This window comes from Janthinobacterium sp. 1_2014MBL_MicDiv (genome assembly GCF_001865675.1).
GTDB lineage: Bacteria > Pseudomonadota > Gammaproteobacteria > Burkholderiales > Burkholderiaceae_D > Janthinobacterium.
Window position 1 is genome coordinate 420,955 of the sequence record NZ_CP011319.1, and the last position, 23,543, is coordinate 444,497.

The window sequence follows — 23,543 nt, forward strand, 5'->3', positions numbered from 1 at the left end:
AGTCTGGAGTGGCGTAAAAACAATAAAACCGGGATTATCCCGGTTTTTTGTCCATCCCTGCGTTTCGGACGGCCGATTATTCGTCGTCTTCTTGCTCAACGCCATCTTCGTCAGCATCATCCTTGCCGCCGTTTTGCTTCTTGGCGATCTGTTTCAGGATCTGGAAGATTTCGCGGTAGGCTTTTGGCGGCTTGTTCTCGGCCTGCTCCTTGCGGGCATTGCGGATCAGGGTGCGCAGGTGCTGCACGTCCAGTTCCGGGTTTTCCGACAGCAAGACGGTCAGGGCTTTGTCATCCGTCAAGAGCTTGTCGCGGCGGCGTTCCATCGCGTGCATGGCGGCCGTGTCGGCTTTCGACAAGCCTTTCCAGCTATCGATGGTGCGTTGGATGGCGGCAACTTCTTCCTCATCCAGGGTGCGCATCTTCTTGCCCACGTATTGCAGCTGGCGGCGGCGGCCTTCGTGATCCTTGATCAGCTGGCATTCGAGGATGGCGTCGCGTACGTCTTCCGGCATCGGGACGCGCTTGACGCGGTCGCGTGCTTCATTGACGAGTTCTTCGCCCAGCTTTTGCAGGACGGTCATCTGGCGCTTGAGTTCCGATTTCGACGGACGTTCATATTCCTGTTCGAATTCGGACGATTGGAAGCCGCAAGCTCCCCGGTTTGGATTTGGCATGATATATAAGGCGGGAGAGGACTTGTGGACCGCTCCTGTAAACTGTAAACGACTGCTATGATAACCTTTTTAGCGGCTTTCCGAAGAAAACAGCACATGAACGACTCCGTATTTACCCATAGCCAAGAGCAATTGAAGCAACTTGCCCGTGATGTGTTGTCTTTTGCGCGGGAAGCGGGCGGCACCGACGCCGCCGTCGAAGTCAGCGAAGGCGGTGGCCTGTCTGTTTCTGTACGAAAAGGCAAGATCGAGACGATCGAGCAAAACAAGGACAAGGGCATGGGCGTGACCGTGTTTGTCGGCAAGAAGCGCGGCAATGCCAGCACGTCCGACTTTTCGCCGTCGGCCCTGCGCGCCACCGTGGATGCCGCCTACAACATCGCCCGCTTCACGGCCGAGGACGATTGCGCGGGCCTGGCCGATGCCGAGCTGCTGGAAATGGCACCCCGCGACCTGCAGCTGTTCTATCCGTGGCTCATTTCCGCCGAGGAAGCTGTCGTGCTGGCCCAGCGGGCCGAAGCGGCCGCGTTTGCCGTCGACCCGCGCATCACGAACAGCGAAGGCGCCGGCGTGCACGTGCAGCAATCGCATTTCGTTTCCGCCAATTCGCGCGGCTTCATCGGCGGCTACCCGTTTTCGCGCCACACGCTGTCCGTGGCGCCCATCGCCGGCAAGGGCGCGAAGATGCAGCGCGACGACTGGTATTCGTCCGTGCGCGATGCATCGAAAATGTCGAGCCCGGAAGCCATCGGCCGCTATGCCGCCGAACGCGCGCTGTCGCGCCTGAATGCGCGCAAGCTGGGCACGCGCACCTGTCCCGTGCTGTTCGAGGCGCCGTTGGCGGCCGGCTTGCTGGGTACCTATGTGCAAGCGACCTCGGGCGGCGCGCTGTACCGCAAGTCCACTTTCCTGCTCGATTCCCTGGGCACGCAGGTGCTGCCCGATCACCTGCAGATCTTCGAAGATCCGCACGTGATCGGCGGCGTCGGTTCGGCGCCGTTCGATGAGGAGGGCGTGAAGACCGTCAGCCGCGACGTCGTCAAGGATGGCGTGGTGCAAGGGTATTTCCTGTCGACCTATACGGCCCGCAAGCTGGGCATGCAGACGACGGGCAATGCGGGCGGTTCGCACAATCTCTACCTGACGTCGTCCCGCACGGCCGCCACCGACGATTTTGTCGCCATGCTGAAAAAGCTGGGTACGGGCTTGCTGGTGACGGAACTGATGGGACAAGGAACCAATTATGTGACGGGCGACTATTCGCGCGGCGCCTCCGGCTTCTGGGTGGAAAATGGCGTGATTCAATACCCGGTGGAAGAAATCACCATTGCCGGCAACATGAAGGACATGCTGCGCAATATCGTCGCCGTCGGCGCCGACGTGTTGCGCCGCGGCACCAAGCAGACGGGTTCCATCCTCATCGAGAGCATGGTGGTGGCCGGCGGCTGAGCGCTGCCAGCTCCTCCTTCCGCAACAAGGCGCCGTGGGCGCCTTTTTTCTTGTCCGCGTGCTTTCTGCTCCGTGATCCTGGTGTCATACGGGTGAAATATTCGCTTCGTATGATGGCGCCATCTGACGTTATTTGCGCAAATTAGATGCTTTTAATGTAAGTAGGCCGAACTTCGTGATATTTAATGCAAGATGCGAATCTTGCCCATCACGCTTCGTTGTTGATCCAATCCTGCATAGTGACTCTTTCCATGACCTACTCCCGTACCCGCATCGCCCGCGCGGTGGCCCTGTTGTGTGCCATGAACGCCGTCTTCGCCAGCCAGGCGCATGCCGATGGCGATGCGCCCGCCGTTTCCGCGTCCGCCGGCGATGCCCTTGAGGCGCCGCAAGCCGTGATCGTCACGGGCACGCGCGGCAGCAACCGCACGCAGTTCGACACCATGGCGCCCGTTGACGTGTTCAACCGCGAAGATATCGGCGCCGTCGAGTCGTCGGACTTGAACGATGTGCTGGCGCAACTCGTACCGTCGTACGTGGTGCAGCGCTTGCCGATGGCCGATGGGCAAGTCTTCGTGCGTCCCGCAACCTTGCGCGGCCTGTCGCCGGACCAGACCCTGGTGCTGGTCAACGGCAAGCGTTTCCACCGCAGTGCCCTGCTCGGCGCGCGCGGCGCGCAGGCGGCCGACCTGGCGCAGATTCCCGTGTCTGCCATCAAGCGCATCGAGGTGTTGCGCGACGGTGCCTCGGCCCAGTATGGTTCCGATGCGATCGCGGGCGTGATCAACATCATCCTCGACGATACGCTGGGCACGGAACTCTCCGTGCACCATTCGCAATACTCGGAAGGCGACGGCAAGGGTAACGAGCTCAACCTGAAAACGGGCTTTACCTTTGGCGAGACGGGCAAGGCGACGATTTTCGGCGCGCTGGCCAAGTCCGACCCCACTTCGCGCACGCGCCAGCGGGCCGACGCCATTGCTTTCCAGAACGCGCATCCGGAGTTGAAGGTGCCGAATCCCGTGCAGCGCTGGGGCCAGCCTGAACTCGACAGCAAGCGCCTCGGCTTCAATGCCAGCATGGCCCTGTCCGACACCACGGAGCTGTACGGCTTTGGCCTGTTCAGCCGCAGCGACGGCACCTCGGACTTCAACTGGCGCAACCCGGACACGAGCACGGGCGCGTACAAGACCAGCAGCCTGTTCCCCGGCTGGGACTTGCGCAGCATCTATCCGCTCGGTTTCAGCCCCAGCTATTCCAATGACCAGGACGACCTGCAAGTGGTGGCCGGCGTGCGCGGCCGCTTCAACGACCGCTTCGGCTGGGATGTGAGCGCGTCCTACGGCCGCAACCGCATCGATTACCACCTGGCCAATTCCATCAATGCCTCGATGGGGCCGACCAGCCCGACGGCGTTTTACCTGGGCCAGCTGTCGCAGGCGGAAAAGATCCTCAACGCCAATTTCAACTATGAATTACCGGTGGCCTCCTTGCCGCAGCCCGTCAATATCGCGTTTGGCGCGGAAGCGCGCAACGAAACCTATGGCGTGCGCGCCGGCGATGCGGCGTCCTACCTGGTGGGACCGGGCGCGGCCATTGGCCTCGATGCGAACTCGAATGGCGCGCCCGGTTTCAGCGACCGCCAGGCGGGCAGCTGGGGCCAGGACAGCTATGCGGCCTACCTGGACGTGGAAGTGCCGCTGAGCCGCGCCTGGAGCGTGGGCGGCGCGGCCCGCTATGAGCATTTTTCGGAATTCGGCAGCACCGTCAACGGCAAGTTGTCGGCCCGCTACGCGCTGAGCGAGGACTTCGCCTTGCGCGGCTCTTACTCGACGGGTTTCCGCGCGCCGACGCCGGGCCAGTCGAATACCAACAGCACGAATCAGGGCCTCGATACCAAGACCTTGCTGCTGTTTACCAGCGGCCGCCTGGCGAATAACGATCCGCTGGCCATCCTGCTCGGCGCGCAGGCGCTGAAACCCGAAAAATCGAAGAACCTGTCGCTGGGCTTTACGTGGAAGACGCCGGCCGGTTTTTCCGGTTCCGTCGACGTGTATGACATCAAGGTCAGCGACCGCTTCAGCACGTCCGCCGCGTTTGCCGTGCCGGCTGGCGTGGCCAACCCGCTGCGCTACACCTCCGTCAGCTATTTCACGAACGACTTCGACACCACCACGCGCGGCATCGATATCGTCGGCAGCCACCTGAGCCGCGTCGGCGACGGCAAGCTGAACTTGACTCTCGCCTACAACTACAACACGACGCAAGTCGATGGCGGCAAGTCCAGCCTGGTCACCAATCCTGCCCAGCGGCAAGTGTTCGAAGAGCGCCTGCCGCGCCAGAAGGCCACCGTCAGCGCAAACTATGATCTCGGCAGCTGGAATACCCTGGCCCGCGTGCGCTACTATGGCGCCTGGACGGACAATTCCGGCAATGCCACGGGCGATATCTTCCAGCGCTTCGGCGCCATGCAATTTCTCGACCTGGCCGCCAGCTACAAGATCAGCGAGCAGCAGTCGCTGCGCGTGGGCGTCGACAATGTGCTGGATAAGTATCCCGATGAGGCAACGTTCCAGGCCAGCCGCGGTCTGATTTACTCGCGCAATGCGCCGTACGACACGGATGGCCGCAACCTGTATGTGGAATATAAAGTGAAGTTCTAAGCATTACATACTAAGGGGCACTTTTTGAAAATGAATCCTCAACGCCGCGCGCTGCTGTGCGCCGGCTCGCTGGCGGCGGCGCTGCCGTTTGCTGCGGGCGCCGCCGGGGCCGCGCCGCTGGCAGCCGTCTTGCCGCCGCTGCCAACGGTGCCGCCCGGCACCACGCCGGACATGCTGGCGACCAGGCCGGCGTACTGGCAGGCCGTGGCCGCGCAATACGACACGACCGATGCGGTCGTGCAACTCGATAACGCCTTCTGGGGTTCGATGGCCAGGCCCGTGCTGGCACATTACGAGCAGCAACTGGCCATGGTCAACCGCGACAACGCCTGGTATGCGCGCATGCGCTTCCCTGCCGATTTCGAGGCGGCGCGCGCGGCGGCGGCGAAGGCGCTGGGCGTGGCTACCGATGAAATCGTGCTGACGCGGGGCGCCACGGAAGCGCTGCAAGTGCTGATCGCCGGCTACAACCGCTTGCAGCCCGGCGATACGGTGCTGTACGCGGACATCGATTACGACAACATGATCACCGTCATGCGCTGGCTCAGGCAGCGGCGCGGCGCCGACGTGGTGGCTATCACCATGCCGGAACCGTTTACGCACGATAGCGTGGTCGCCGCCTATGTGGCCGCCATGGATCGCCAGCCGAAGCTGAAGCTGATGCTGCTCACGCATGTGAACCACCGCAACGGCATGGTCTTGCCCGTCGCCGAGATCAGCCGCCTGGCGCGCGAGCGGGGCATCGATGTCATCGTCGATACGGCGCACGGTTTCGGCCAGCTGGACATGACGATTCCCGACTTGCAGGCGGACTTTGCCGGCATCAACCTGCATAAATGGATAGGCGCGCCCGTGGGCGTGGGCGCCGCCTACATCAGGCGGGGCAGGGTGGCCGATATCGACCCGTATATGGGAGAAACGGCGGGAGAGGATATCCGCACGCGCGTGCACACGGGCACGGTCAATTTCGCCGCTTACCTGAGCTTGCCGACGGCGCTGGACTTGCACGCGCAGATCGGCGTGGCCAATAAGCAGGCGCGGCTGCGGCTATTGCGTAACCGCTGGGTGGACGCGGCGCGCGGCATCGACGGCATCGAGGTGCTGGCCTCAAGCGACCCGCGCCTGACGAGCGCCATCGCGTCGTTCCGCCTGAAAGGCAGGACGAGCGTGGCCGATAACTTTGCCTTGTCGAAAAAACTGGTGCAGGAACACGGCATCTTTGCCGTGCCGCGCGACGGTCTCGCTTCCGGCGCTTGCCTGCGCGTGACGCCCGGCATCTTTACGCCCGAGTCGCACCTGGACAAGCTGGTGGAGGCCTTGCGCAAGGTTGCCAGGGGCTGATGCGAAGCGCGGCCCGCCTGCGCGGGGCGGGCCGCGTGACCGCGGTGATGCTTAGGCGCGCAAGGTCGACAGGATAGGTTGCAGCACGGCAGCCCCCAGGGCGGCGCTGCGTGCACCGCTCCAGCCCGTTTGCGGGTCCGGATCGTTGGCGTTGTCCTTGAACGGCAGTTCCAGGGTCAGCGACAGGCAGCCGAAGGCGTGGGTGATGTGGGGCGAACCCATGGTCAGCACTTCCGGCGTGAACGGGCCGTCTTCATAGCCGTGTTCATCCTGGAAGTCGGGGCTGGCCACCTTGAAGTCGGCGATGAAGCGGTCTTGCTCGGCTTTTTGTGCTGGCGTGAAGTTTTCCAGCGCATCGCTGCCGGCCACGAACACGTACGGCAAGCCTTCGTCGCCATGCACGTCGAGGAACAGGTCGCAGCCGATTTCATGCATCTTCTGTTTCACCAGGAACACTTCCGGGCTGCGCTCCATCGTCGGCGTCATCCATTCGCGGTTCAGGTTGGCGCCAGCCGCGTTGGTGCGCAGGTTGCCATGCACGGAACCGTCCGGGTTCATGTTCGGCACCACGTAGAAGACGGCGTCTTGCAGGCATTGGCGGGCAAATGGATTGGCCTGGTCCAGCAGCGCCTCGAGCATGCCTTCGACAAACCATTCGGCCATCGTCTCGCCCGGGTGCTGGCGCGCAATGACCCAGACTTTCTTCTCGGCATCGGCATCGCCGACCACCAGCAGATTCATGTCGCGGCCTTCCACGGTGCTGCCCAGGTCGATCAAGCGCACCAGCGGCGACGCTTGCGCGCTGTCGATCAGGGCCAGGTGGCGATCCCATGGGTACGGTTCGAAATAGGCGTAGTACACGCTTTCCTCTTCCGGCGTGTGTGCGATGGTCATCACGGTGCCGTCAAAGCTGGTGGGCACGCGGAACCACGTTTCGCGGTCGTAGCTGGCGACCGCCTGGTAATCCTTCCAGCCGTCCGGGTAGGCCGACTTGCCTGCATTCATGAAGCGGATCGTGCACGCCTCACCCTGCGCGCCTTGCAGGCGGAAATAAAACCACTGCGTGATGTCGGCGTGGGAATCCTTGCGAATGTTCAGCTCGATGGATTGGGCATCGTCGGCGCGCAGCACTTCGATCGCGCCGGCATCGAATTGCTGGCTGATTTTAATGGTCATGAGTGTTCCTGATAAAAACAAGAGAGGTTTTGCATCGTGTGCAATGGCGCGATGATACCTGTTTTGTCTGCGTCTTTGTGCTGGCGCAAACGACGCGCGATGCGCTTTGCTAAGGTGATAGCTCGAACATCAGGAGATCATCATGGACGACAACGGTAAACACATACGCGAGCTGGAAAAGAAAGTCAGCGCCCTCAGCGACGCGCTGGCGCACCTGGGCAAGGGCACGACCTTGCAGGAATTGCTGCGCATCCTGCGCTTTCCCGGCTACACGACGCCGGCCGAATTCACCTTCAATGCCGCCATCCTCGACACCATGCTGGTGCAGGCCAATGCGCTGGAAAAGCTGGGGCAGGATTTGCTGGCCGGGGCGAAACAGGTCGTCGTCAAGTAATGAGCGTCTGATGAATCGTCTGATTGATCGTCTGATTAATCAGCGCCTGTTGCTGCGCGCCTGCCGAACGCCTGCAAAATGTTCGGGGCCAGGCGCAGGGCCGCAGGCAGCGCAAACGTAGGCTTGGGCCCTGCAGCGCCGCCATGGACGTTTTCTCAGCTGTTCAACCCGCCGAAACGTTCGTAGAACCACGGCTCCACATCGGGCGCCTGTGCATCCTCGCGCCGCAGGGTGGCCAGGATATGCTCCTCGGCGGCCGCATACGTGATGCGGTACAGCGCGCGCGCCAGCGCGTAGGCCTGCGTGCCGGGCCACGGTTCGGGCAGCAGCTCGACGGGTAGTTGCGGATCGTGCAATTGCACGCGGCGGTAGGCGTGCGTCAACAGTGAGCGGATGACGAACGCTTGTTCGGCGTCGAACACGGGGTTGTCTTGCAGCAAGGTCAGCAGCGGCTGGAAGCTGGCGATGAATTTTTCATAGCCGGCCATCACTTCCGACAAATCCCAGCATTCGCCCACCATGTCGCGCAGCGGGCGCGTACTGACGCCCGGCAATTCCGTGGTGTGGCACACATACAGCTTGCCCTGCACTTCGTTGCGCGCGAGGATATCCTCGAGCGCTTCCGCATTGCTGGCCGGATGGCCGAAGATGCCGGGCGCGATCAAGCCATAGCCAGCCCACAGCAATTCCTTGCGCAGGGCGCCCCGTTCGGCGGCGCCGATGCTGCCGGCCGGGCCGATCACCAGGGTCCAGCTGCCATCCCAGTGCGCGACCAGCGGCGCATAGATGCGGCGGTAGGCGCGCTCGAAGCGGGCCAGCGCGTCGGGACGTATCGTATAGGCGCTGCGGCGGCCATCCCTTTGCGAGCTGAGCCAGCCCTCCTGCGCCAGGCGGAACACGCTGGTGCGCAGCAAGCGGTCGTTGACGCCGAACGGCGCCAGCAATTCGATCAGGCTGCCGAGCCAGATGGCGCCGCCGCGCGGCACGATGGCATCGCCGAAAATCGTCATCACCAGCGACTTCGAGCGGGGCGGGTCGGTGGCGAGGAAGGCGGCTATCCATGTGCTGCAAGCGGTGTTCTTCATGTGGTCCTGGTCTGGCCGTATTGGTCGTTTCAATAAAAGCAGCAGTTTACTTTGCCATGCGCCGGGGCGTGGACTATTTTTTCACATCATACCCCCGTAAAAGACTCATAAGATACGGATTTATGAAATGATTCAAATCAAGTGTATGCAAATCGTTTTATGTATCGTATTATCCGTGTATCGCTTTGCGCTATAGCAAAGAAACACGACATGGGAGACACATCATGTACGCACAAATGGTTGAAACCGGCCTCAAAAACGTCCGCTCGATCGACGACATGGGATCGGAAGAACGCGCTTTTCAGGCGCGCATCGACGAAGGTATCAAGATCGAAGCCAAGGATTGGATGCCGGACGCCTACCGCAAGACCCTGATCCGCCAGATTTCGCAGCACGCCCACTCGGAAATCGTCGGTCAATTGCCTGAGGGTAACTGGGTCACGCGCGCACCTACCCTGAAGCGCAAGTCCATCCTGCTGGCGAAGATCCAGGACGAAGCGGGCCACGGCCTGTACCTGTACAGCGCCGCGGAAACCCTCGGTGTCTCGCGCGACGAGCTGCTGGCTGCCTTGCACTCAGGCAAAGCCAAGTATTCCAGCATCTTTAACTATCCGACCCTGTCGTGGGCCGACATGGGCGCCATCGGCTGGCTGGTCGACGGTTCCGCCATCATCAACCAGATTCCCCTGTGCCGCTGCTCGTATGGCCCGTATGCACGCGCCATGATCCGCGTCTGCAAGGAAGAATCGTTCCATGCGCGCCAGGGCTACGACATCATGATGTCGCTGTGCAAGGGCACGTCCGAGCAGAAGGCCATGGCGCAGGATGCGCTGAACCGCTGGTGGTGGCCTTCGCTGATGATGTTCGGTCCGTCCGATGCCGCTTCCGTCAACAGCGCCCAATCGGCGCAGTGGCGCATCAAGCTGTTTTCGAACGATGAGTTGCGCCAGCGCATGGTCGACCAGACCGTGCCGCAAATCGAATACCTGGGCCTGACCGTGCCCGACCCCGACCTGAAATTCAATGCCGAAACGGGCCACTATGAATTCGGCGAGATCGACTGGTCCGAGTTCAACAATGTCTTGAAGGGCAATGGCCCGTGCAACCGCGAGCGCCTGCAAACGCGCGTGAAAGCGTATGAGGACGGCGAATGGTTCCGCGATGCCTTGGTCGCGTATGCAGACAAGCAAGCCGCTAACAAAGCGGCAGCGTAAACAGATAAGACAGATAGGGGAGAGCAACATGAGCAAAGAATGGCCATTGTGGGAAGTTTTCATCCGCAGCCAGCACGGGCTGGCGCACAAGCATGTGGGCAGCCTGCACGCTTCCGACGCCACCATGGCGGTCAACCATGCGCGCGACGTCTACACGCGCCGCAATGAGGGCGTGAGCATCTGGGTGGTGCGCGCAGCCGACATCGTCGCCAGCAGCCCCGGCGACAAGGGCGCGCTGTTCGAACCATCGAACAGCAAGGTGTACCGTCACCCCACCTTCTTCCCGATGCCGGAAGAAGTCAAGAACCTGTGATGGGAGCGCCTGCGATGGATGACAAGGTCAATTACCTCCTGCGCCTGGGCGACAACGCCCTGGTCCTCAGCCAGCAGCTGTCGCAGCTGTGCGGCAAGGGCCCGGCGCTGGAAGAAGACATGGCGCTGACCAACGTGGCGCTGGACCTGCTGGGCCAGACGCGCTTGTGGTTCAGCTATGCGGCCGAACTGGAAAACGCGGGCCGCGACGAGGACGATATCGCCTTCCTGCGCGACGCCCACGACTTCAAGAACTGCCTGCTGCTCGAGCAGCCGAACGGCAATTACGCCGACACCATGATGCGCCAGTTCTTCTTCGACACCTGGCACTACTTCCAGCTGCTGGAACTGACGAAATCGGCTGACGCGCGCATCGTCGAAGTGGCGCAGAAGTCGATCAAGGAAGTCACCTATCACCTGCGCCGCAGCGGCGATCTTGTTGTGCGCCTCGGCGACGGCACGGAGCAAAGCCACGCGAAAACGCAGGCCGCGGCCGATGCGCTGTGGATGTACACGGGCGAGATGTTCAAGTACGACGCCGTCGACCAGGCCATGGTCGCCGCCGGCATCGCGCCGCCGTCCGACATCCTGCGCCAGGCTTTCCTCGAGCACGTGGCCGAGATCTTCGCCGAAGCCACCCTGGCCATGCCGGCGCCGGACGCCTGGATGCAAAAGGGCGGCAAGCAGGGCACGCACACGGAGCACCTGGGCTTTATCCTGGCCGAGATGCAGTTCCTGCAGCGCGCCTATCCCGGGGCGGAGTGGTAATGAACACGGCCACGGCAGCGCTGGACGCGGCCCAGGTCTGGGCCTGGCTCGGCGACGTGCCGGATCCGGAAATCCCCGTCATTTCAGTGGTGGACCTGGGCATCGTGCGCGCCGTCGAAGTCACGGACGGCGATGCGTGCATCGTGACGATCACGCCCACGTATTCGGGCTGTCCGGCCATGCAGGTGATCGCCGATGCCGTCACGGATGCCTTGCGCAGCCACGGCGTGGCCAAGGTGACCCTGGTGAACCAGCTGTCGCCCGCGTGGACCACGGACTGGATGAGCGAGGCGGGCAAGGTCAAGCTGCAAGGCTATGGCATCGCCCCGCCGCAGCAGCAGGTGATCGACATCAGCGGCTTGCGTGGTGGCGTCAAGCGCCAGGCCATGCCAAGGCTGGACGTGATCTGCCCGAACTGCGGCTCGACGCATACGCAGCTGACCAGCCAGTTCGGCTCCACGCCGTGCAAGGCCCTGTACAAATGTCTCGATTGCCGCGAACCGTTTGATTACTTCAAGTGCCACTAGCCACGCTAAAACAAGGCACGAAGAAACTGGAGATGAAGCATGAGTAAATTTTATCCGCTGTCCGTGGCAAACGTGCGCAATGAAACGCGCGACACCATCGCCGTCACGTTCGCCGTGCCGGCCGAGCTGGAACAGCAGTTCCGCTTCCAGCAGGGCCAGCACCTGACCCTGCGCGCCAATATCAATGCGGAAGACGTGCGCCGCTCGTATTCGATCTGCTCGGCGGTGCAGGACGGCACCCTGCGCGTGGCCATCAAGCGCACGCCGGGCGGCGCTTTTTCGACCTGGGCCAACGACACCCTGAAAGCGGGCGCCACCATCGAGGTGATGCCGCCCATGGGCCACTTCAACGTGCCGCTCGACTGCGTCAACCGCAAGCACTACCTGGCTTTCGCGGCCGGCAGCGGCATCACGCCCATCCTCTCCATCATCAAGACCACCTTGCTGACGGAACCCCTGAGCCGTTTCACGCTGTTTTACGGCAACCGCGCCTCGTCCTCCGTCATCTTCAAGGAAGAACTGACGGACTTGAAGGATGTGTACCTGGAGCGCCTGAACCTCGTGTATGTGATGAGCCGCGAGCAGCAGGACATCGAATTGTTCAACGGCCGCATCACGCAGGAAAAATGCGAGCAGTTCCTGCAGCACTGGATCAAGGTCGAGGACTACGACAACGCCTTCATCTGTGGCCCGGAAGACATGATGCTGGGCGTCTCCGCCGCCCTGCAGGCGGCCGGCATGCCGAAGCAGAATATCAAGATCGAACTGTTCGCGGCCAGCATCCCGAAAAACGCCCACAAGCCGCGCGCCCAGCTGGACGCGGGCGTCGTGCAGGAAACGGAAGTGACCGTCATCATGGACGGCAACCACACCACCTTCACGATGGACAAGGACAAGGAATCCATCCTCGACGCCGGCCTGCGTCAGGGCATCGACATGCGCTACTCGTGCAAGGGCGGCGTGTGCTCCACCTGCCGCTGCAAGATAATCGACGGCAAGGTCGAGATGGACGTCAACTACGCGCTGGAAGATTATGAAGTGGCGCGCGGTTTCGTCCTCAGCTGCCAGAGCTTCCCGCTGACCGACAAGGTCGTCGTCGACTTCGACCAGGCAGAATAAAGCCGGCGCAGGGCTGGTGCCCTGCCGTACCCATTAAAAAGCGAGACGCCATGAGCTACCAAAACATCCTCTTCACCATCGAGCAGGGCATCGCCACGCTCACCCTGAACCGCCCCGACAAACTCAATAGCTTTACCCAGGCCATGCACGAGGAAGTGCGCGACGCCATCGCCAAGGTCAACGCCGACAGCGCCGTGCGCGTCTTCGTGCTGACGGGTGCGGGGCGCGGCTTTTGCGCGGGGCAGGACTTGTCCGACCGCGCCGTGGAGCCGGGTTCGAAAGGCGTGGACCTGGGCGAGTCGGTGGAAAAAAACTATGCGCCGCTGGTGCTGGCCCTGAAGGCCTTGCCGATGCCCGTGATCTGCGCCGTCAATGGCGTGGCGGCGGGCGCGGGAGCCAACCTGGCCCTGGCCTGCGATATCGTCATCGCCGGCAAGTCGGCCAGCTTCGTCGAGGTGTTCTGCAAGCTGGGCCTGATCCCGGACACGGGCGGCACCTTCTTCCTGCCGCGCCTGATCGGTTCCGCGCGTGCCATGGGCCTGGCCATGCTCGGTGAAAAACTGACGGCGGAAAAAGCGGAAGACTGGGGCCTGATCTGGAAATGCGTGGACGACGCGCAGCTGGCGGAAGAAACGCAGAAATTGGCCGTGCACTTTTCCACGGCGCCGACCAAGGGCCTGGCGTTCACCAAGCAGGCGCTGGCCGCCAGCGGCGCCAACACCCTGCCGCAGCAGCTGGCGCTGGAAGCGCGCATGATGAGCGAACTCGGTAACAGCGACGATTACCGCGAAGGCGTGGCCTCCTTCATGGAAAAGCGCGCACCGCAATTCAAGGGACACTGATATGACCGCATTGGCACACAACAGCATTGTCGCCGTCATTGGCAGCGGCGCCATGGGCGCCGGCATCGCGCAGGTGGCCGCTGCCGCCGGCTACCGCGTAAAGCTGTACGACACGCGCGCGGAAGCCGTCAGCAAGGCCTTGCTGGATATCGGCAAGATGTATGCGAAGCTGGCCGAGAAGGGCCGCATGACGGCTGACGACGCGGCGGCCGCCACGGCGCGCCTGCAGGCGGCGGGCAGCCTGGCCGACGTGGCTGACGCTTCCCTGGTGGTGGAAGCCATCGTGGAAAACCTCGACGTCAAGCGCGGCCTGTTCGCCGAGCTCGAAGCGGTGGTCAGCGACGACTGCATCCTGGCGACGAATACCTCGTCGATTTCCGTTACGGCGATTGCCGCCAGGCTGCGCCGCCCGGAACGCCTGGTCGGCATGCATTTCTTTAACCCGGTGCCCTTGATGGCGCTGGTCGAGGTGATCAGTGGCCTGGCCACCAGCGCGCAAGTCGCCGCCACCGTCCACGATACGTCGATTGCCTGGGGCAAGAACCCCGTGCATGCGAAATCGACGCCGGGCTTCATCGTCAACCGGGTCGCCCGTCCGTTTTACGCGGAAGGCTGGCGCTTGCTGAACGAGCAGGCGGGCGACGCCGCCACCATCGACGCCGTGCTGCGCGAAGCGGGCGGCTTCCGCATGGGACCATTCGAATTGATGGACCTGATCGGCCACGACGTGAATTTCTCCGTCACGCAATCCGTGTTCGGCGCCTATTTCAACGATCCGCGCTTCACGCCGTCCGTGCTGCAGCAGGAAATGGTCAACGCGGGCTTCCTGGGCCGCAAATCTGGCCGCGGCTTCTACCCATATGGCGAAGGCGCGGCCGCTCCCGTGGCGCAGGCGGAAGGTCCGCAGCCGAAGCCGGAGTTCGTTGCCATCTCGGCGGCCATCGGCAGCGACGGGCGCGGCCACAGCGGCATTGTGCATAGCCTGGTGCAGCGCCTCGAGCACGCCGGCCTCACTGTCAGCCGCCGCGTCGTGCAGGAAGGCGAAACATGCGATGAAGCGCCCGCCCTGCATTGCAACGGCGCCGCGATCTACCTTACCGACGGGCGCAGCGCCACCCAGCGCGCGCACGACAACCAGCATCCGGACACGGTGCTGTTCGACCTGGCACTCGATTACGCCGCTGCCAAGCGAATCGCCGTGGCGCGCGCCGACCAGTGCAGCGACGCGGCCTATGCGGCTGCCGTGGGCCTGTTCCAGGCCGCCGGTTTCATCGTGACCCGCCTGGACGACGTGCCTGGCCTGGCTGTCATGCGCACCGTGGCCATGCTGGCCAACGAGGCGGCAGACGCCGTCAACCAGGGCGTGTGCACCGTGGCCGCCGTCGATATCGCCATGCAGAAGGGCGTCAATTACCCGCGCGGACCGCTGGCCTGGGCCGACCAGGTGGGCGTTGCCCACATCGTGACCGTGCTGCACAACCTGGCGCAGGGCTATGGCGAGGACCGTTACCGCGTCTCGCCGCTGCTGCGCCGCAAACTCGCCAATGGAGCACCGTTTCATGCCGAATGATATGTCGAATGAAGATCGCAACCTGACCGCCCAGGCCCTGGCCGAAGCTTCCGCCGCGTCCATGCTGTCGCGCGATAACGCCACCGCCGCCATGGGCATCGCCCTGGCCGAAGTACGCCCGGGCTATGCGCGCATGACGATGACGGTGCGCGCCGACATGCTCAACGGCCACCAGACCTGCCATGGTGGCTTTATCTTTGCCCTGGCAGACAGCGCCTTTGCCTTCGCCTGCAACAGCTACAACATGAACACCGTGGGCGCCGGCTGCACCATCGACTACCTGGCGCCGGGCCGCGAAGGCGATGTGCTGACGGCCGATGCCGTCGAGCAGGCGCTGGCGGGCAAGAGCGGCGTCTATGACGTCAAGGTCAGCAACCAGGAAGGGCGCGCGATCGCGCTATTTCGCGGCAAGTCGATCCGCGTGGCCGGCGAAGTCATTAGCGCTTGAAGTAGCACAAGAGCAGGTTTGAACTGCCGCAGCTGATTTGAAAAATTGAAGAACCGATTAGGAGACAATGATGGTCCAACGCTATCCCGCCCCGAATGACCTGGAAGCGATCGAGCGCGCCAGCAAGGATGAACTGCAGGCGCTGCAGCTCGAACGCATGCAATGGTCGCTCAGGCACGCCTATGACAACGTGCCCCATTACCGCGCCGCCTTCGATGCGGCGGGCGTGCATCCGGATGACCTGAAGTCCTTGGCGGACCTGGCCAGGTTTCCGTTCACGGACAAGAAGGTCTTGCGCGACAATTATCCATTCGGCCTGTTCGCCGTGCCGCGCGAGCAGGTGGTGCGCATCCACGCCTCGAGCGGCACCACGGGCAAGGCCACGGTGGTCGGCTATACGCAGAACGACATCGACACCTGGGCCAATGTGGTGGCGCGCTCGATCCGCGCCGGCGGCGGCCGCGCCGGCGACATGGTGCATATCTCCTACGGCTATGGCCTGTTCACGGGCGGCCTGGGCGCGCACTACGGCGCCGAGCGCCTCGGTTGCACGGTCATCCCGATGTCCGGCGGGCAGACGGAAAAACAGGTACAGCTGATCCAGGACTTCAAGCCATCGATCATCATGGTCACGCCATCGTACATGCTCAACATCATCGAGGAATTCACGCGCCAGGGCCTCGACCCTGCCGAATCGTCGCTGAAGGTGGGTATTTTCGGCGCCGAGCCGTGGACGGACGCCATGCGTTCGGAAATCGAGGCGCGCGCCGGCATCGACGCCGTCGACATCTACGGCCTGTCCGAAGTGATGGGGCCTGGCGTGGCATCCGAATGCATCGAAAGCAAGGACGGCCCCGTCATCTGGGAAGACCACTTTTATCCGGAGATCATCGATCCGGAAACGGGCGAAGTGCTGCCGGACGGCGAAGAGGGCGAGCTGGTATTTACGTCGCTGTCGAAAGAGGCGCTGCCCATCATCCGCTACCGCACGCGCGACCTGACCCGCCTGCTGCCGCCGACGTCGCGTTCGATGCGCCGCATCGGCAAGATCACGGGCCGTTCGGACGACATGCTGATCATCCGCGGCGTCAACGTCTTCCCCACGCAGATCGAGGAACTGATCCTCAAGATGCCGCGCCTGGCGCCGCAATACCAGCTGGTGGTCACGCGCGACGGCCATCTCGACAAGCTCGAAGTCATCGCCGAGCTGCGCATCGACCTGACGTCCACCATCTCGGCCAGCGAGACGGACGCCCTGGCGCGCGAGCTGGAGCACCGCATCAAGACGCACGTGGGCGTGAGCACGCGCGTGCGCCTGGTGGCCGCTTCCGGTATCGAACGCACGCTGACGGGCAAGGCCCGGCGCGTGATCGACCAGCGCCCGAAGATTTTCTCCTGATCAGACAGAATAGACAGAACAAGGACAAACATGAACGACGCTTTTATCTGTGACGCCGTGCGCACGCCCTTCGGCCGCTATGGCGGTGCGCTCTCCGGCGTGCGCGCCGACGACCTGGGCGCGCTGCCGATCGCCGCGCTGATCGCGCGCAACCCGTCCGTCGACTGGTCCGCCATCGACGACGTATTTTACGGCTGCGCCAACCAGGCGGGCGAAGACAACCGCAACGTGGGCCGCATGGCCGCGCTGCTGGCCGGCTTGCCGGATGTGGTGCCCGCCAATACCATCAACCGCCTGTGCGGCTCCAGCCTGGATGCCGTCGGCATGGCTGCCCGCTCCATCAAGGCGGGCGAGGCGGAACTGATCATCGCCGGCGGCGTGGAAAGCATGACGCGCGCGCCTTTCGTCATGGGCAAGGCCGACAGCGCGTTCTCGCGCGCGGCGAAAATCGAAGACACCACCCTGGGCTGGCGTTTCGTGAACGGCAAGATGAAGGCGCAGTACGGCATCGACACCATGCCGGAAACGGCGGAAAACGTGGCCGTGGAATTTGGCATCAGCCGCGCCGACCAGGATGCTCTGGCCTTGCGCAGCCAGCAGCGCTGGGCAGCCGCCCACGCGGCTGGCGTGTTCGAGCGCGAAATCGTGCCCGTCGCCGTGCCGCAAAAAAAGGGCGATCCTAAAATGGTCACCAGCGACGAACATCCGCGCCCGGACACCTCGCCGGAGATGCTGGCAAAGCTCAAGGGCGTGGTCAAGGCGGACGGCACCGTCACGGCCGGCAATGCCTCGGGCTTGAACGACGGCGCCTGCGCGATCCTGCTGGCGTCCGCCGCCGCCGTCGACAAATACAAGCTGACGCCGCGCGCGAAGGTGCTGGGCATGGCCACGGCCGGCCTGGCGCCGCGCATCATGGGCTTCGGTCCATCGCCGGCCTCGCGCAAGGTGCTGGCGCAGACGGGCCTGAGCATCGAACAGATGGACGTGATCGAACTCAATGAGGCGTTTGCCGCGCAGGCGCTGGCCGTCACGCGCGACCTGGGCCTGGCCGACGATGCCGCGCACGTCAATCCGAATGGCGGCGCCATCGCCATCGGCCATCCGCTGGGCGCCTCGGGCGCGCGCCTCGTGATGGCCGCGCTGAACCAGCTCGAGCGCACGGGCGGGCGCTATGCGCTGTGCACCATGTGCATCGGCGTGGGGCAGGGTATCGCCGTCGTGATCGAACGCGTATAACAAAGTAAAAACAAAAAAAGGCGCAGGCTTGTAAAAAAGCGCCGACCATACATTGACCGCAGTGCCAACCTGGTGGAGACCACAATGATTGCCAATATCTTCAAGAAAACCCTGATCGCCGGCGTGCTGGCCATGTCTGCCGCGGGCGCGTACGCGGCCGAGAATATCAAGATCGGTGCCGTGCTGTCCGTCACGGGGCCGGCCGCCTTCCTGGGCGACCCTGAACTGAAAACCCTGCAGCTGTACATCGAGAAGATCAACGCGGCCGGCGGCGTCCTGGGACGCAAGCTGGAACTCGTGCACTACGACGATGGCAGCGATGCGGCCAAGGCCAACGGCTTTACCAAGCGCCTGATCGAGTCGGACAAGGTCGATGTGCTGATCGGCGGTACCACCACGGGCGCGACGATGGCGATGGCGCCGCTGGTGGACCGCGCCAGCATGCCGTTCATCTCGCTGGCGGGCGCCGTGGTCATCATCGATCCGGTGAAGAAATGGGTCTTCAAGACGCCGCACACGGACCGCATGGCGGCCGAAAAGGTGTTCGAGGACATGAAGAAGCGCGGCATCAGCAAGGTGGGCCTGCTGTCGGAAACGAGCGGCTTCGGCGCCTCGGGCCGCAAGGAATCGCAGATCGTCGCCTCCAAGTATGGCATCACCCTGGTGGCCGATGAAACCTACGGTCCGAAGGACACGGACATCACGGCACAGCTGACGCGCATCAAGAATACCAAGGGCGTGCAAGCCGTATTCGTCTTCGGCCTGGGCCAGGGCCCTGCCGTGGTCACCAAGAACTACGGCCAGCTGGGCATGGCCGCGCTGCCGCTGTACCAGTCGCACGGCGTGGCCTCCGACGAGTACCTGAAATTGTCGGGCAAGTCCGCCGAGGGCGTGCGCCTGCCGACGCCGGCCCTGCTGATCGGCGCCATGCTGCCCGACAGCGATGCGCAGAAAGCCGTCGTCGTCGGCTACGACAAGACCTACAAGGAGCGCTACAAGATCGAACCATCGACGTTCGGCGGTTATGCGCTCGACGCCCTGAACCTGTCGGTGGACGCCATCAAGCGCGCCGGCGGCACGGACCGCGAAAAAGTGCGCGCGGCGCTGGAGCAGACCAAGGGCTTTGTCGGCACCACGGGCGTGTTCAACATGTCGGCCAAAGACCATATGGGCCTGGACCTGTCGGCGTTCCGCATGGTCGAAGTGAAGAACGGCGAATGGCAACTGTCGAAATAATGTAAGCCGGAAGTACCTGCGCGAGGCCGCCCTCGAAGGCGGCCCGCGCGTAGCCGAACATAATGGAGACACCATGGAAGTCGCTCAATTTCTACAATTTCTGTATTCCGGGATGACGGTCGGTTCCGCCTACGCGCTGGCGGCGCTGGGCTTCACCATCATCTACAACACCAGTGGCGTGATCAACTTCGCCCAGGGCGAATTCATCATGTTGGGCGGAATGCTGGCCGCCGTGATGTCGGCCGCCGGCGTGCCGCTGCCGCTGGCCATCATCCTGGCCGTCATCGCCACGGGCCTGGTCGGCCTCCTGATGGAAAAAACCGTGATCGAGCCGGCGCAGAACGCGCAGGTCATCACGCTGCTGATCATTACCATCGGCGCCTCGCTGGTGCTGCGCGGCCTCGTGCAAATCTGGCTGGGCAAGGATACGCATTCGCTGCCGGCCTTTTCCGGCGATGCGCCGATCGAATTCCTGGGCGCCAGCCTGCTGCCGCAAAGCCTGTGGGTGCTGGGCGTGACCGTCGTCATCGTGCTGGTGCTGGGCTGGTTCTTCGGCCGCACCCTGATGGGCAAGGCCATGCTGGCCACCTCGCACAACAAGCTGGCCGCGCAACTGGTGGGCATCAACACGCGCAAAGTGCTGCTGTTTTCGTTCGGCCTGTCGGCCCTGCTGGGCGCCGCGGGCGGCATCCTCGTCGCGCCGATCACCTACACCTCGTACGACGCGGGCATCATGCTGGGCCTGAAAGGCTTTGTCGCCGCCGTATTGGGTGGCCTGGGCGGCGGCGCGGGTGCGATTGCCGGCGGCCTGATCCTCGGCATTGCCGAAGCCATGACGGCCGGCTATATCTCGTCGGCGTACAAGGACGCCGTGCCCTTCGTGCTGATTCTATTGATCCTGTTCTTCCTGCCGCAAGGCTTGTTTGGCGCCAAAAATTCGGAGCGTGTATGAAGACGCAGTTGCCAACCTTCTTTAGCCGTTCGCGCCATGGCGGGCTGCTGGTACTGGCACTCGTGCTGGCCATCCTGCCGCTTTTCCTCAGCAATGCGTTCTACTATGACGTGACGATCCGCATCGCCCTGAACGCCATCGTCGTCATCGGCCTGAACCTGCTGATGGGCTACACGGGCCAGATCAGCCTGGGCCACGCCGGTTTCTATGGCCTGGGCGCGTATGCGTCTGCCGTGCTGACCACGCACTATGGCTGGCCGCCGCTGGCGGCGCTGGCCGCCGGAGCGGTCGCCACGGGCTTGCTGGCCCTGCTGCTGGCCCGTCCCGTGCTGAAACTCAAGGGGCATACCCTGGCCATGGCGACCCTGGGCCTGGGCATCATCATTTCCATCGTCATCAACAACGAGACGCAATGGACGGGTGGGCCGGACGGCATCGGCGTGTCCGCCTTCACGGTGGCCGGCCTGGAAATCGCCGGCGAAAAATCGTGGTACATCGTGTGCGCCGTGCTGCTGTTGCTGGTCACGTGGCTGGCCCTGAACCTGATCGATTCGCCGGTCGGCCGCGCGCTGCAGGCCATCCACGGTTCGGAAGTGGCAGCCCGCGTGGTGGGCGTCGACACGACGCGCTTCAAGGTGCGCGTGTTCGTGCTGTCGGCGGTGATCGCCAGCATCGCGGGCAGCATCAGCGCCCACTACATCGGTTTTATTACCCCCAACCTGGCCGGCTTCTTCCACTCGATCGAGCTGGTGACGATGGTGGTGGTGGGCGGCATGGCGTCGATCTTCGGCTCCATCATCGGCGCGGCCCTGCTGACGGTCCTGCCGCAGCTGCTGTCCAGCTTTGAGGGCTGGGAAACGGTGGTGTTTGGCGTGATCCTGATGGCCACCATGATCTTCAGGCCGAAAGGCCTCGTGCCCAGCCTGGCCAGCCGTTCGCGCAAGCGGGCAGCGGTGCCGCAGGCACCCAAAGCCCCCGAAGGCGCGGCAAAACCACCGGCGCAGGAGGTATGAAATGCTGACGATTAAGAACCTGAGCAAGAGCTTTGGCGGCGTGCACGCGGTGCAGGACGTGAGCTTCACGGTCAAGGAGGGCAATATCCACTCCGTGATCGGGCCGAACGGCGCCGGCAAGACGACCCTGTTCAACCTGATCACCGGTGTCTACACGCCGACCAGGGGAGAAATCCTGCTCAATGGCGAGAACGTGGCCGCCATGCCGCCCGACGCGCTGGCGCGGCGCGGCATGAGCCGCACCTTCCAGAACCTGCAGGTGTGCATGAACATGACGGCCATCGACAACGTGATGGTGGGCGCGCATTTGCGCCTGAACCAGAACCTGTTCGCCTCCATGCTGCGCCTGCCTTCCGTGCGGCGTGCCGATGCGGCGTGCCGCGACGAGGCGGCGGGCCTGATGGAGTTTGTCGGCGTGGGGCGGCATATCGACGACGAGGCGGGGCAGATGTCGTACGGCGCGTTAAAACGCCTGGAGATCGCCCGCGCGCTGGCGGCCAAGCCGCAGGTGCTGCTGCTCGATGAGCCGGCGGCCGGCTTGAACCACACGGAAACGGGCGAGATCGAGGCGCTGATCCGCAAGGTGGCGCAGTCGGGCGTGACGGTGGTGCTGGTCGAGCATGACATGAAGCTGGTGATGAATCTGTCGGACCATATCCTGGTGCTCGACTATGGCAAGAAGCTGGCCGAGGGAACCGCCGCCGAAGTGCGCGCGAATCCCGACGTGGTGGCGGCGTATCTGGGAGTGGCGGCATGATGCAGGAGAATCTCAACAAGCAATCGTCGCTGGTACTTGATATCCAGGGACTCACCAGCCATTACGGCCGCATCCAGGCCCTGCACGGCATCGACCTGCAGGTGCGCCAGGGGCAGCTGGTGGCGCTGGTGGGCGCGAATGGCGCCGGCAAGACGACCCTGCTGCGCGCCATCTCCGGCGTGCAGCCGATCAGCGCCGGCAGCATCGCCTTTGCCGGACAGGACGTGAGCCGCATGAGCGCCGACAGGCGCGTGCGCGCCGGCATTTGCCAGGTGCCGGAAGGGCGGCAGGTGTTCGGCCCCATGACGGTCGAGGATAATCTGCGCCTGGGCGCCTTTACGCGCCCCGCGCAGGACGTGGCGGGCGACATGGAGCGCATGTACGGCCTGTTCCCGATTTTGAAGGAAAAACGCGGCCTGCTGGCCGGGACGCTCTCTGGCGGCCAGCAGCAGATGCTGGCCATGGCGCGCGCGCTGATGGGCCGTCCGCAACTGCTGCTGCTCGATGAGCCGAGCATGGGCCTGGCGCCCCTGCTGATCGCGGAAATCTTCCGCATCGTCGCCGAACTGCGCGACCAGGGCATCACCATCTTCCTCGTCGAGCAGAATGCGCATGCGGCCCTGTCGATCGCCGACGTCGGTTATGTGATCGAGACGGGCGCCATTACGCTGTCCGGCCCCGGTCCCGAATTGCTGCATAACGAGCAGGTACAAAGCGCCTATCTGGGCATGTAAGGAGTCTGTATGGTCAAAGTGTATGAAATCAACGGCGTCACCCCCGTCGTCCACCCCAGCGCCTATGTGCATCCGAGCGCGGTGCTGATCGGCGACGTGATCGTCGGCCCGCGCTGCTATATCGGCCCGCTGGCCTCGATCCGCGGCGACTTCGGCCGCCTGATCCTGGAGGAAGGCGCCAATCTGCAGGACACCTGCGTCATGCATGGTTTCCCCGGCTGCGACACGGTGGTCGAGGTCGACGGCCATATCGGCCACGGCGCGGTGCTGCACGGCTGCCGCATCGGTCGCAATGCGCTGGTCGGCATGAACGCCGTGGTGATGGACAACGCCGTCATCGGCGAGGAATCCATCGTCGCGGCCATGAGTTTCGTCAAGGCGGGCATGATCGTCGCGCCGCGCAGCATGGTGGTCGGCACGCCGGCCAAGGTGATGCGCGCGCTGACCGACGATGAAATCAAATGGAAAAGCTCGGGCACCGGCCAGTACCATGAGCTGGCCGTGCGCTCCATGCAGACGATGCGCGAAGTGGAAGCCCTGACGGAAGTCGAGGCGAACCGCCAGCGCCTGAATTTTGAATCGGCCTTGCCGCTGCATTTGCACAAGAACGCCGCAGCGCAGTAAGCACGCAG

The 23,543-nt window shown here is 63.5% G+C and carries 23 protein-coding genes; 20 read left to right on the forward strand and 3 right to left on the reverse strand.

Translation table 11 applies throughout. The features are described 5' to 3' along the window. Positions 1-76: 76 nt before the first annotated feature. Positions 77-676 carry a ribosome biogenesis factor YjgA gene (yjgA, locus tag YQ44_RS01845; protein WP_071321922.1) on the reverse strand — a complete coding sequence of 200 codons (600 nt, stop codon included), beginning with the start codon at positions 674-676 and terminating at the stop codon, positions 77-79. A 96-nt stretch (positions 677-772) separates the two neighbouring features. Between yjgA and pmbA the strand changes: the two genes are divergently transcribed. From pmbA to YQ44_RS01860, 3 genes are all read left to right on the forward strand, one after another. Continuing rightward, the gene (pmbA, locus tag YQ44_RS01850) at positions 773-2,125 is read left to right on the forward strand and encodes a metalloprotease PmbA (protein ID WP_071321923.1); all 1,353 of its coding nucleotides are present in this window, start codon (positions 773-775) and stop codon (positions 2,123-2,125) included. Positions 2,126-2,376: 251 nt separating this feature from the next. Next, positions 2,377-4,788: a TonB-dependent receptor plug domain-containing protein gene (locus tag YQ44_RS01855; protein WP_083411594.1), complete on the forward strand. Its 2,412-nt coding sequence runs from the start codon at positions 2,377-2,379 to the stop codon at positions 4,786-4,788. 30 nt (positions 4,789-4,818) lie between these two features. Next, complete coding sequence (locus YQ44_RS01860) at positions 4,819-6,129, forward strand: aminotransferase class V-fold PLP-dependent enzyme (RefSeq protein WP_071321924.1); 1,311 nt, start codon at positions 4,819-4,821, stop codon at positions 6,127-6,129. Positions 6,130-6,180: 51 nt separating this feature from the next. Here the strand turns inward: YQ44_RS01860 and YQ44_RS01865 are convergent, their stop codons facing one another. Next, complete coding sequence (locus YQ44_RS01865) at positions 6,181-7,305, reverse strand: M14 family metallopeptidase (RefSeq protein ID WP_071321925.1); 1,125 nt, start codon at positions 7,303-7,305, stop codon at positions 6,181-6,183. A gap of 142 nt (positions 7,306-7,447) precedes the next feature. Between YQ44_RS01865 and YQ44_RS01870 the strand changes: the two genes are divergently transcribed. Further along, on the forward strand, positions 7,448-7,699 hold the full coding sequence (locus YQ44_RS01870; protein WP_071321926.1) for a hypothetical protein: 252 nt from the start codon (positions 7,448-7,450) through the stop codon (positions 7,697-7,699). A 155-nt stretch (positions 7,700-7,854) separates the two neighbouring features. Here YQ44_RS01870 and paaX read toward each other — a convergent pair whose 3' ends face one another. Beyond that, positions 7,855-8,784 (reverse strand): phenylacetic acid degradation operon negative regulatory protein PaaX, encoded by a 930-nt coding sequence (paaX, locus tag YQ44_RS01875; protein WP_071321927.1) that lies wholly within the window; start codon positions 8,782-8,784, stop codon positions 7,855-7,857. 224 nt (positions 8,785-9,008) lie between these two features. Here paaX and paaA point away from each other — a divergent pair, with 224 nt between their 5' ends. The 16 genes from paaA to paaY all read left to right on the forward strand — a co-directional run bounded on the left by paaA (position 9,009) and on the right by paaY (position 23,535). Then, positions 9,009-9,998 carry a 1,2-phenylacetyl-CoA epoxidase subunit PaaA gene (gene paaA, locus YQ44_RS01880; RefSeq protein WP_071321928.1) on the forward strand — a complete coding sequence of 330 codons (990 nt, stop codon included), beginning with the start codon at positions 9,009-9,011 and terminating at the stop codon, positions 9,996-9,998. 28 nt (positions 9,999-10,026) lie between these two features. Further along, positions 10,027-10,311, forward strand: a complete 285-nt coding sequence (gene paaB, locus YQ44_RS01885; RefSeq protein WP_034746356.1) for a 1,2-phenylacetyl-CoA epoxidase subunit PaaB — start codon at positions 10,027-10,029, stop codon at positions 10,309-10,311. A gap of 14 nt (positions 10,312-10,325) precedes the next feature. Next, on the forward strand, positions 10,326-11,078 hold the full coding sequence (paaC, locus tag YQ44_RS01890) for a 1,2-phenylacetyl-CoA epoxidase subunit PaaC (protein ID WP_071321929.1): 753 nt from the start codon (positions 10,326-10,328) through the stop codon (positions 11,076-11,078). Continuing rightward, positions 11,078-11,605: a 1,2-phenylacetyl-CoA epoxidase subunit PaaD gene (paaD, locus tag YQ44_RS01895; protein WP_071321930.1), complete on the forward strand. Its 528-nt coding sequence runs from the start codon at positions 11,078-11,080 to the stop codon at positions 11,603-11,605. Before paaC ends, paaD begins: the two co-directional genes overlap by 1 nt. A gap of 39 nt (positions 11,606-11,644) precedes the next feature. After that, positions 11,645-12,724 carry a 1,2-phenylacetyl-CoA epoxidase subunit PaaE gene (gene paaE, locus YQ44_RS01900; protein ID WP_071321931.1) on the forward strand — a complete coding sequence of 360 codons (1,080 nt, stop codon included), beginning with the start codon at positions 11,645-11,647 and terminating at the stop codon, positions 12,722-12,724. 50 nt (positions 12,725-12,774) lie between these two features. Further along, a complete protein-coding gene (paaG, locus tag YQ44_RS01905) occupies positions 12,775-13,566 on the forward strand; it encodes a 2-(1,2-epoxy-1,2-dihydrophenyl)acetyl-CoA isomerase PaaG (RefSeq protein ID WP_071321932.1) in 792 nt (263 codons plus the stop codon). A 1-nt stretch (position 13,567) separates the two neighbouring features. Beyond that, positions 13,568-15,136: a 3-hydroxyacyl-CoA dehydrogenase PaaH gene (gene paaH / locus YQ44_RS01910; RefSeq protein ID WP_071321933.1), complete on the forward strand. Its 1,569-nt coding sequence runs from the start codon at positions 13,568-13,570 to the stop codon at positions 15,134-15,136. Beyond that, positions 15,126-15,584 (forward strand): hydroxyphenylacetyl-CoA thioesterase PaaI, encoded by a 459-nt coding sequence (gene paaI / locus YQ44_RS01915; protein WP_232251031.1) that lies wholly within the window; start codon positions 15,126-15,128, stop codon positions 15,582-15,584. Before paaH ends, paaI begins: the two co-directional genes overlap by 11 nt. A 70-nt stretch (positions 15,585-15,654) precedes the next feature. Then, complete coding sequence (paaK, locus tag YQ44_RS01920) at positions 15,655-16,983, forward strand: phenylacetate--CoA ligase PaaK (RefSeq protein ID WP_071326197.1); 1,329 nt, start codon at positions 15,655-15,657, stop codon at positions 16,981-16,983. A 30-nt stretch (positions 16,984-17,013) separates the two neighbouring features. Beyond that, positions 17,014-18,219: a 3-oxoadipyl-CoA thiolase gene (gene pcaF / locus YQ44_RS01925; protein ID WP_071321935.1), complete on the forward strand. Its 1,206-nt coding sequence runs from the start codon at positions 17,014-17,016 to the stop codon at positions 18,217-18,219. A gap of 84 nt (positions 18,220-18,303) precedes the next feature. Beyond that, positions 18,304-19,455, forward strand: a complete 1,152-nt coding sequence (locus YQ44_RS01930) for an ABC transporter substrate-binding protein (protein WP_071321936.1) — start codon at positions 18,304-18,306, stop codon at positions 19,453-19,455. A 73-nt stretch (positions 19,456-19,528) separates the two neighbouring features. Further along, positions 19,529-20,407 carry a branched-chain amino acid ABC transporter permease gene (locus YQ44_RS01935; RefSeq protein WP_046684305.1) on the forward strand — a complete coding sequence of 293 codons (879 nt, stop codon included), beginning with the start codon at positions 19,529-19,531 and terminating at the stop codon, positions 20,405-20,407. Then, entirely contained in the window at positions 20,404-21,420 is a 1,017-nt protein-coding gene (locus YQ44_RS01940; protein WP_071321937.1) for a branched-chain amino acid ABC transporter permease, read from the forward strand. Before YQ44_RS01935 ends, YQ44_RS01940 begins: the two co-directional genes overlap by 4 nt. A gap of 1 nt (position 21,421) precedes the next feature. Beyond that, positions 21,422-22,177 (forward strand): ABC transporter ATP-binding protein, encoded by a 756-nt coding sequence (locus YQ44_RS01945; protein ID WP_071321938.1) that lies wholly within the window; start codon positions 21,422-21,424, stop codon positions 22,175-22,177. Beyond that, the gene (locus tag YQ44_RS01950; RefSeq protein WP_442905889.1) at positions 22,174-22,911 is read left to right on the forward strand and encodes an ABC transporter ATP-binding protein; all 738 of its coding nucleotides are present in this window, start codon (positions 22,174-22,176) and stop codon (positions 22,909-22,911) included. The genes YQ44_RS01945 and YQ44_RS01950 overlap by 4 nt, the downstream gene beginning before the upstream one ends. A gap of 9 nt (positions 22,912-22,920) precedes the next feature. Then, positions 22,921-23,535, forward strand: coding sequence for a phenylacetic acid degradation protein PaaY (gene paaY, locus YQ44_RS01955; RefSeq protein ID WP_071321940.1), 615 nt, complete (start codon positions 22,921-22,923; stop codon positions 23,533-23,535). The last annotated feature ends 8 nt before the right edge of the window (positions 23,536-23,543 follow it).

Coding starts and splice junctions, on each gene's coding strand:
- yjgA (WP_071321922.1), bottom strand. CDS start 676: ATGCCAAATCCAAACCGGGGAGCTTGCGGCTTCCAATCGTCCGAATTC.
- pmbA (WP_071321923.1), top strand. CDS start 773: ATGAACGACTCCGTATTTACCCATAGCCAAGAGCAATTGAAGCAACTT.
- YQ44_RS01855 (WP_083411594.1), top strand. CDS start 2,377: ATGACCTACTCCCGTACCCGCATCGCCCGCGCGGTGGCCCTGTTGTGT.
- YQ44_RS01860 (WP_071321924.1), top strand. CDS start 4,819: ATGAATCCTCAACGCCGCGCGCTGCTGTGCGCCGGCTCGCTGGCGGCG.
- YQ44_RS01865 (WP_071321925.1), bottom strand. CDS start 7,305: ATGACCATTAAAATCAGCCAGCAATTCGATGCCGGCGCGATCGAAGTG.
- YQ44_RS01870 (WP_071321926.1), top strand. CDS start 7,448: ATGGACGACAACGGTAAACACATACGCGAGCTGGAAAAGAAAGTCAGC.
- paaX (WP_071321927.1), bottom strand. CDS start 8,784: ATGAAGAACACCGCTTGCAGCACATGGATAGCCGCCTTCCTCGCCACC.
- paaA (WP_071321928.1), top strand. CDS start 9,009: ATGTACGCACAAATGGTTGAAACCGGCCTCAAAAACGTCCGCTCGATC.
- paaB (WP_034746356.1), top strand. CDS start 10,027: ATGAGCAAAGAATGGCCATTGTGGGAAGTTTTCATCCGCAGCCAGCAC.
- paaC (WP_071321929.1), top strand. CDS start 10,326: ATGGATGACAAGGTCAATTACCTCCTGCGCCTGGGCGACAACGCCCTG.
- paaD (WP_071321930.1), top strand. CDS start 11,078: ATGAACACGGCCACGGCAGCGCTGGACGCGGCCCAGGTCTGGGCCTGG.
- paaE (WP_071321931.1), top strand. CDS start 11,645: ATGAGTAAATTTTATCCGCTGTCCGTGGCAAACGTGCGCAATGAAACG.
- paaG (WP_071321932.1), top strand. CDS start 12,775: ATGAGCTACCAAAACATCCTCTTCACCATCGAGCAGGGCATCGCCACG.
- paaH (WP_071321933.1), top strand. CDS start 13,568: ATGACCGCATTGGCACACAACAGCATTGTCGCCGTCATTGGCAGCGGC.
- paaI (WP_232251031.1), top strand. CDS start 15,126: ATGCCGAATGATATGTCGAATGAAGATCGCAACCTGACCGCCCAGGCC.
- paaK (WP_071326197.1), top strand. CDS start 15,655: ATGGTCCAACGCTATCCCGCCCCGAATGACCTGGAAGCGATCGAGCGC.
- pcaF (WP_071321935.1), top strand. CDS start 17,014: ATGAACGACGCTTTTATCTGTGACGCCGTGCGCACGCCCTTCGGCCGC.
- YQ44_RS01930 (WP_071321936.1), top strand. CDS start 18,304: ATGATTGCCAATATCTTCAAGAAAACCCTGATCGCCGGCGTGCTGGCC.
- YQ44_RS01935 (WP_046684305.1), top strand. CDS start 19,529: ATGGAAGTCGCTCAATTTCTACAATTTCTGTATTCCGGGATGACGGTC.
- YQ44_RS01940 (WP_071321937.1), top strand. CDS start 20,404: ATGAAGACGCAGTTGCCAACCTTCTTTAGCCGTTCGCGCCATGGCGGG.
- YQ44_RS01945 (WP_071321938.1), top strand. CDS start 21,422: ATGCTGACGATTAAGAACCTGAGCAAGAGCTTTGGCGGCGTGCACGCG.
- YQ44_RS01950 (WP_442905889.1), top strand. CDS start 22,174: ATGATGCAGGAGAATCTCAACAAGCAATCGTCGCTGGTACTTGATATC.
- paaY (WP_071321940.1), top strand. CDS start 22,921: ATGGTCAAAGTGTATGAAATCAACGGCGTCACCCCCGTCGTCCACCCC.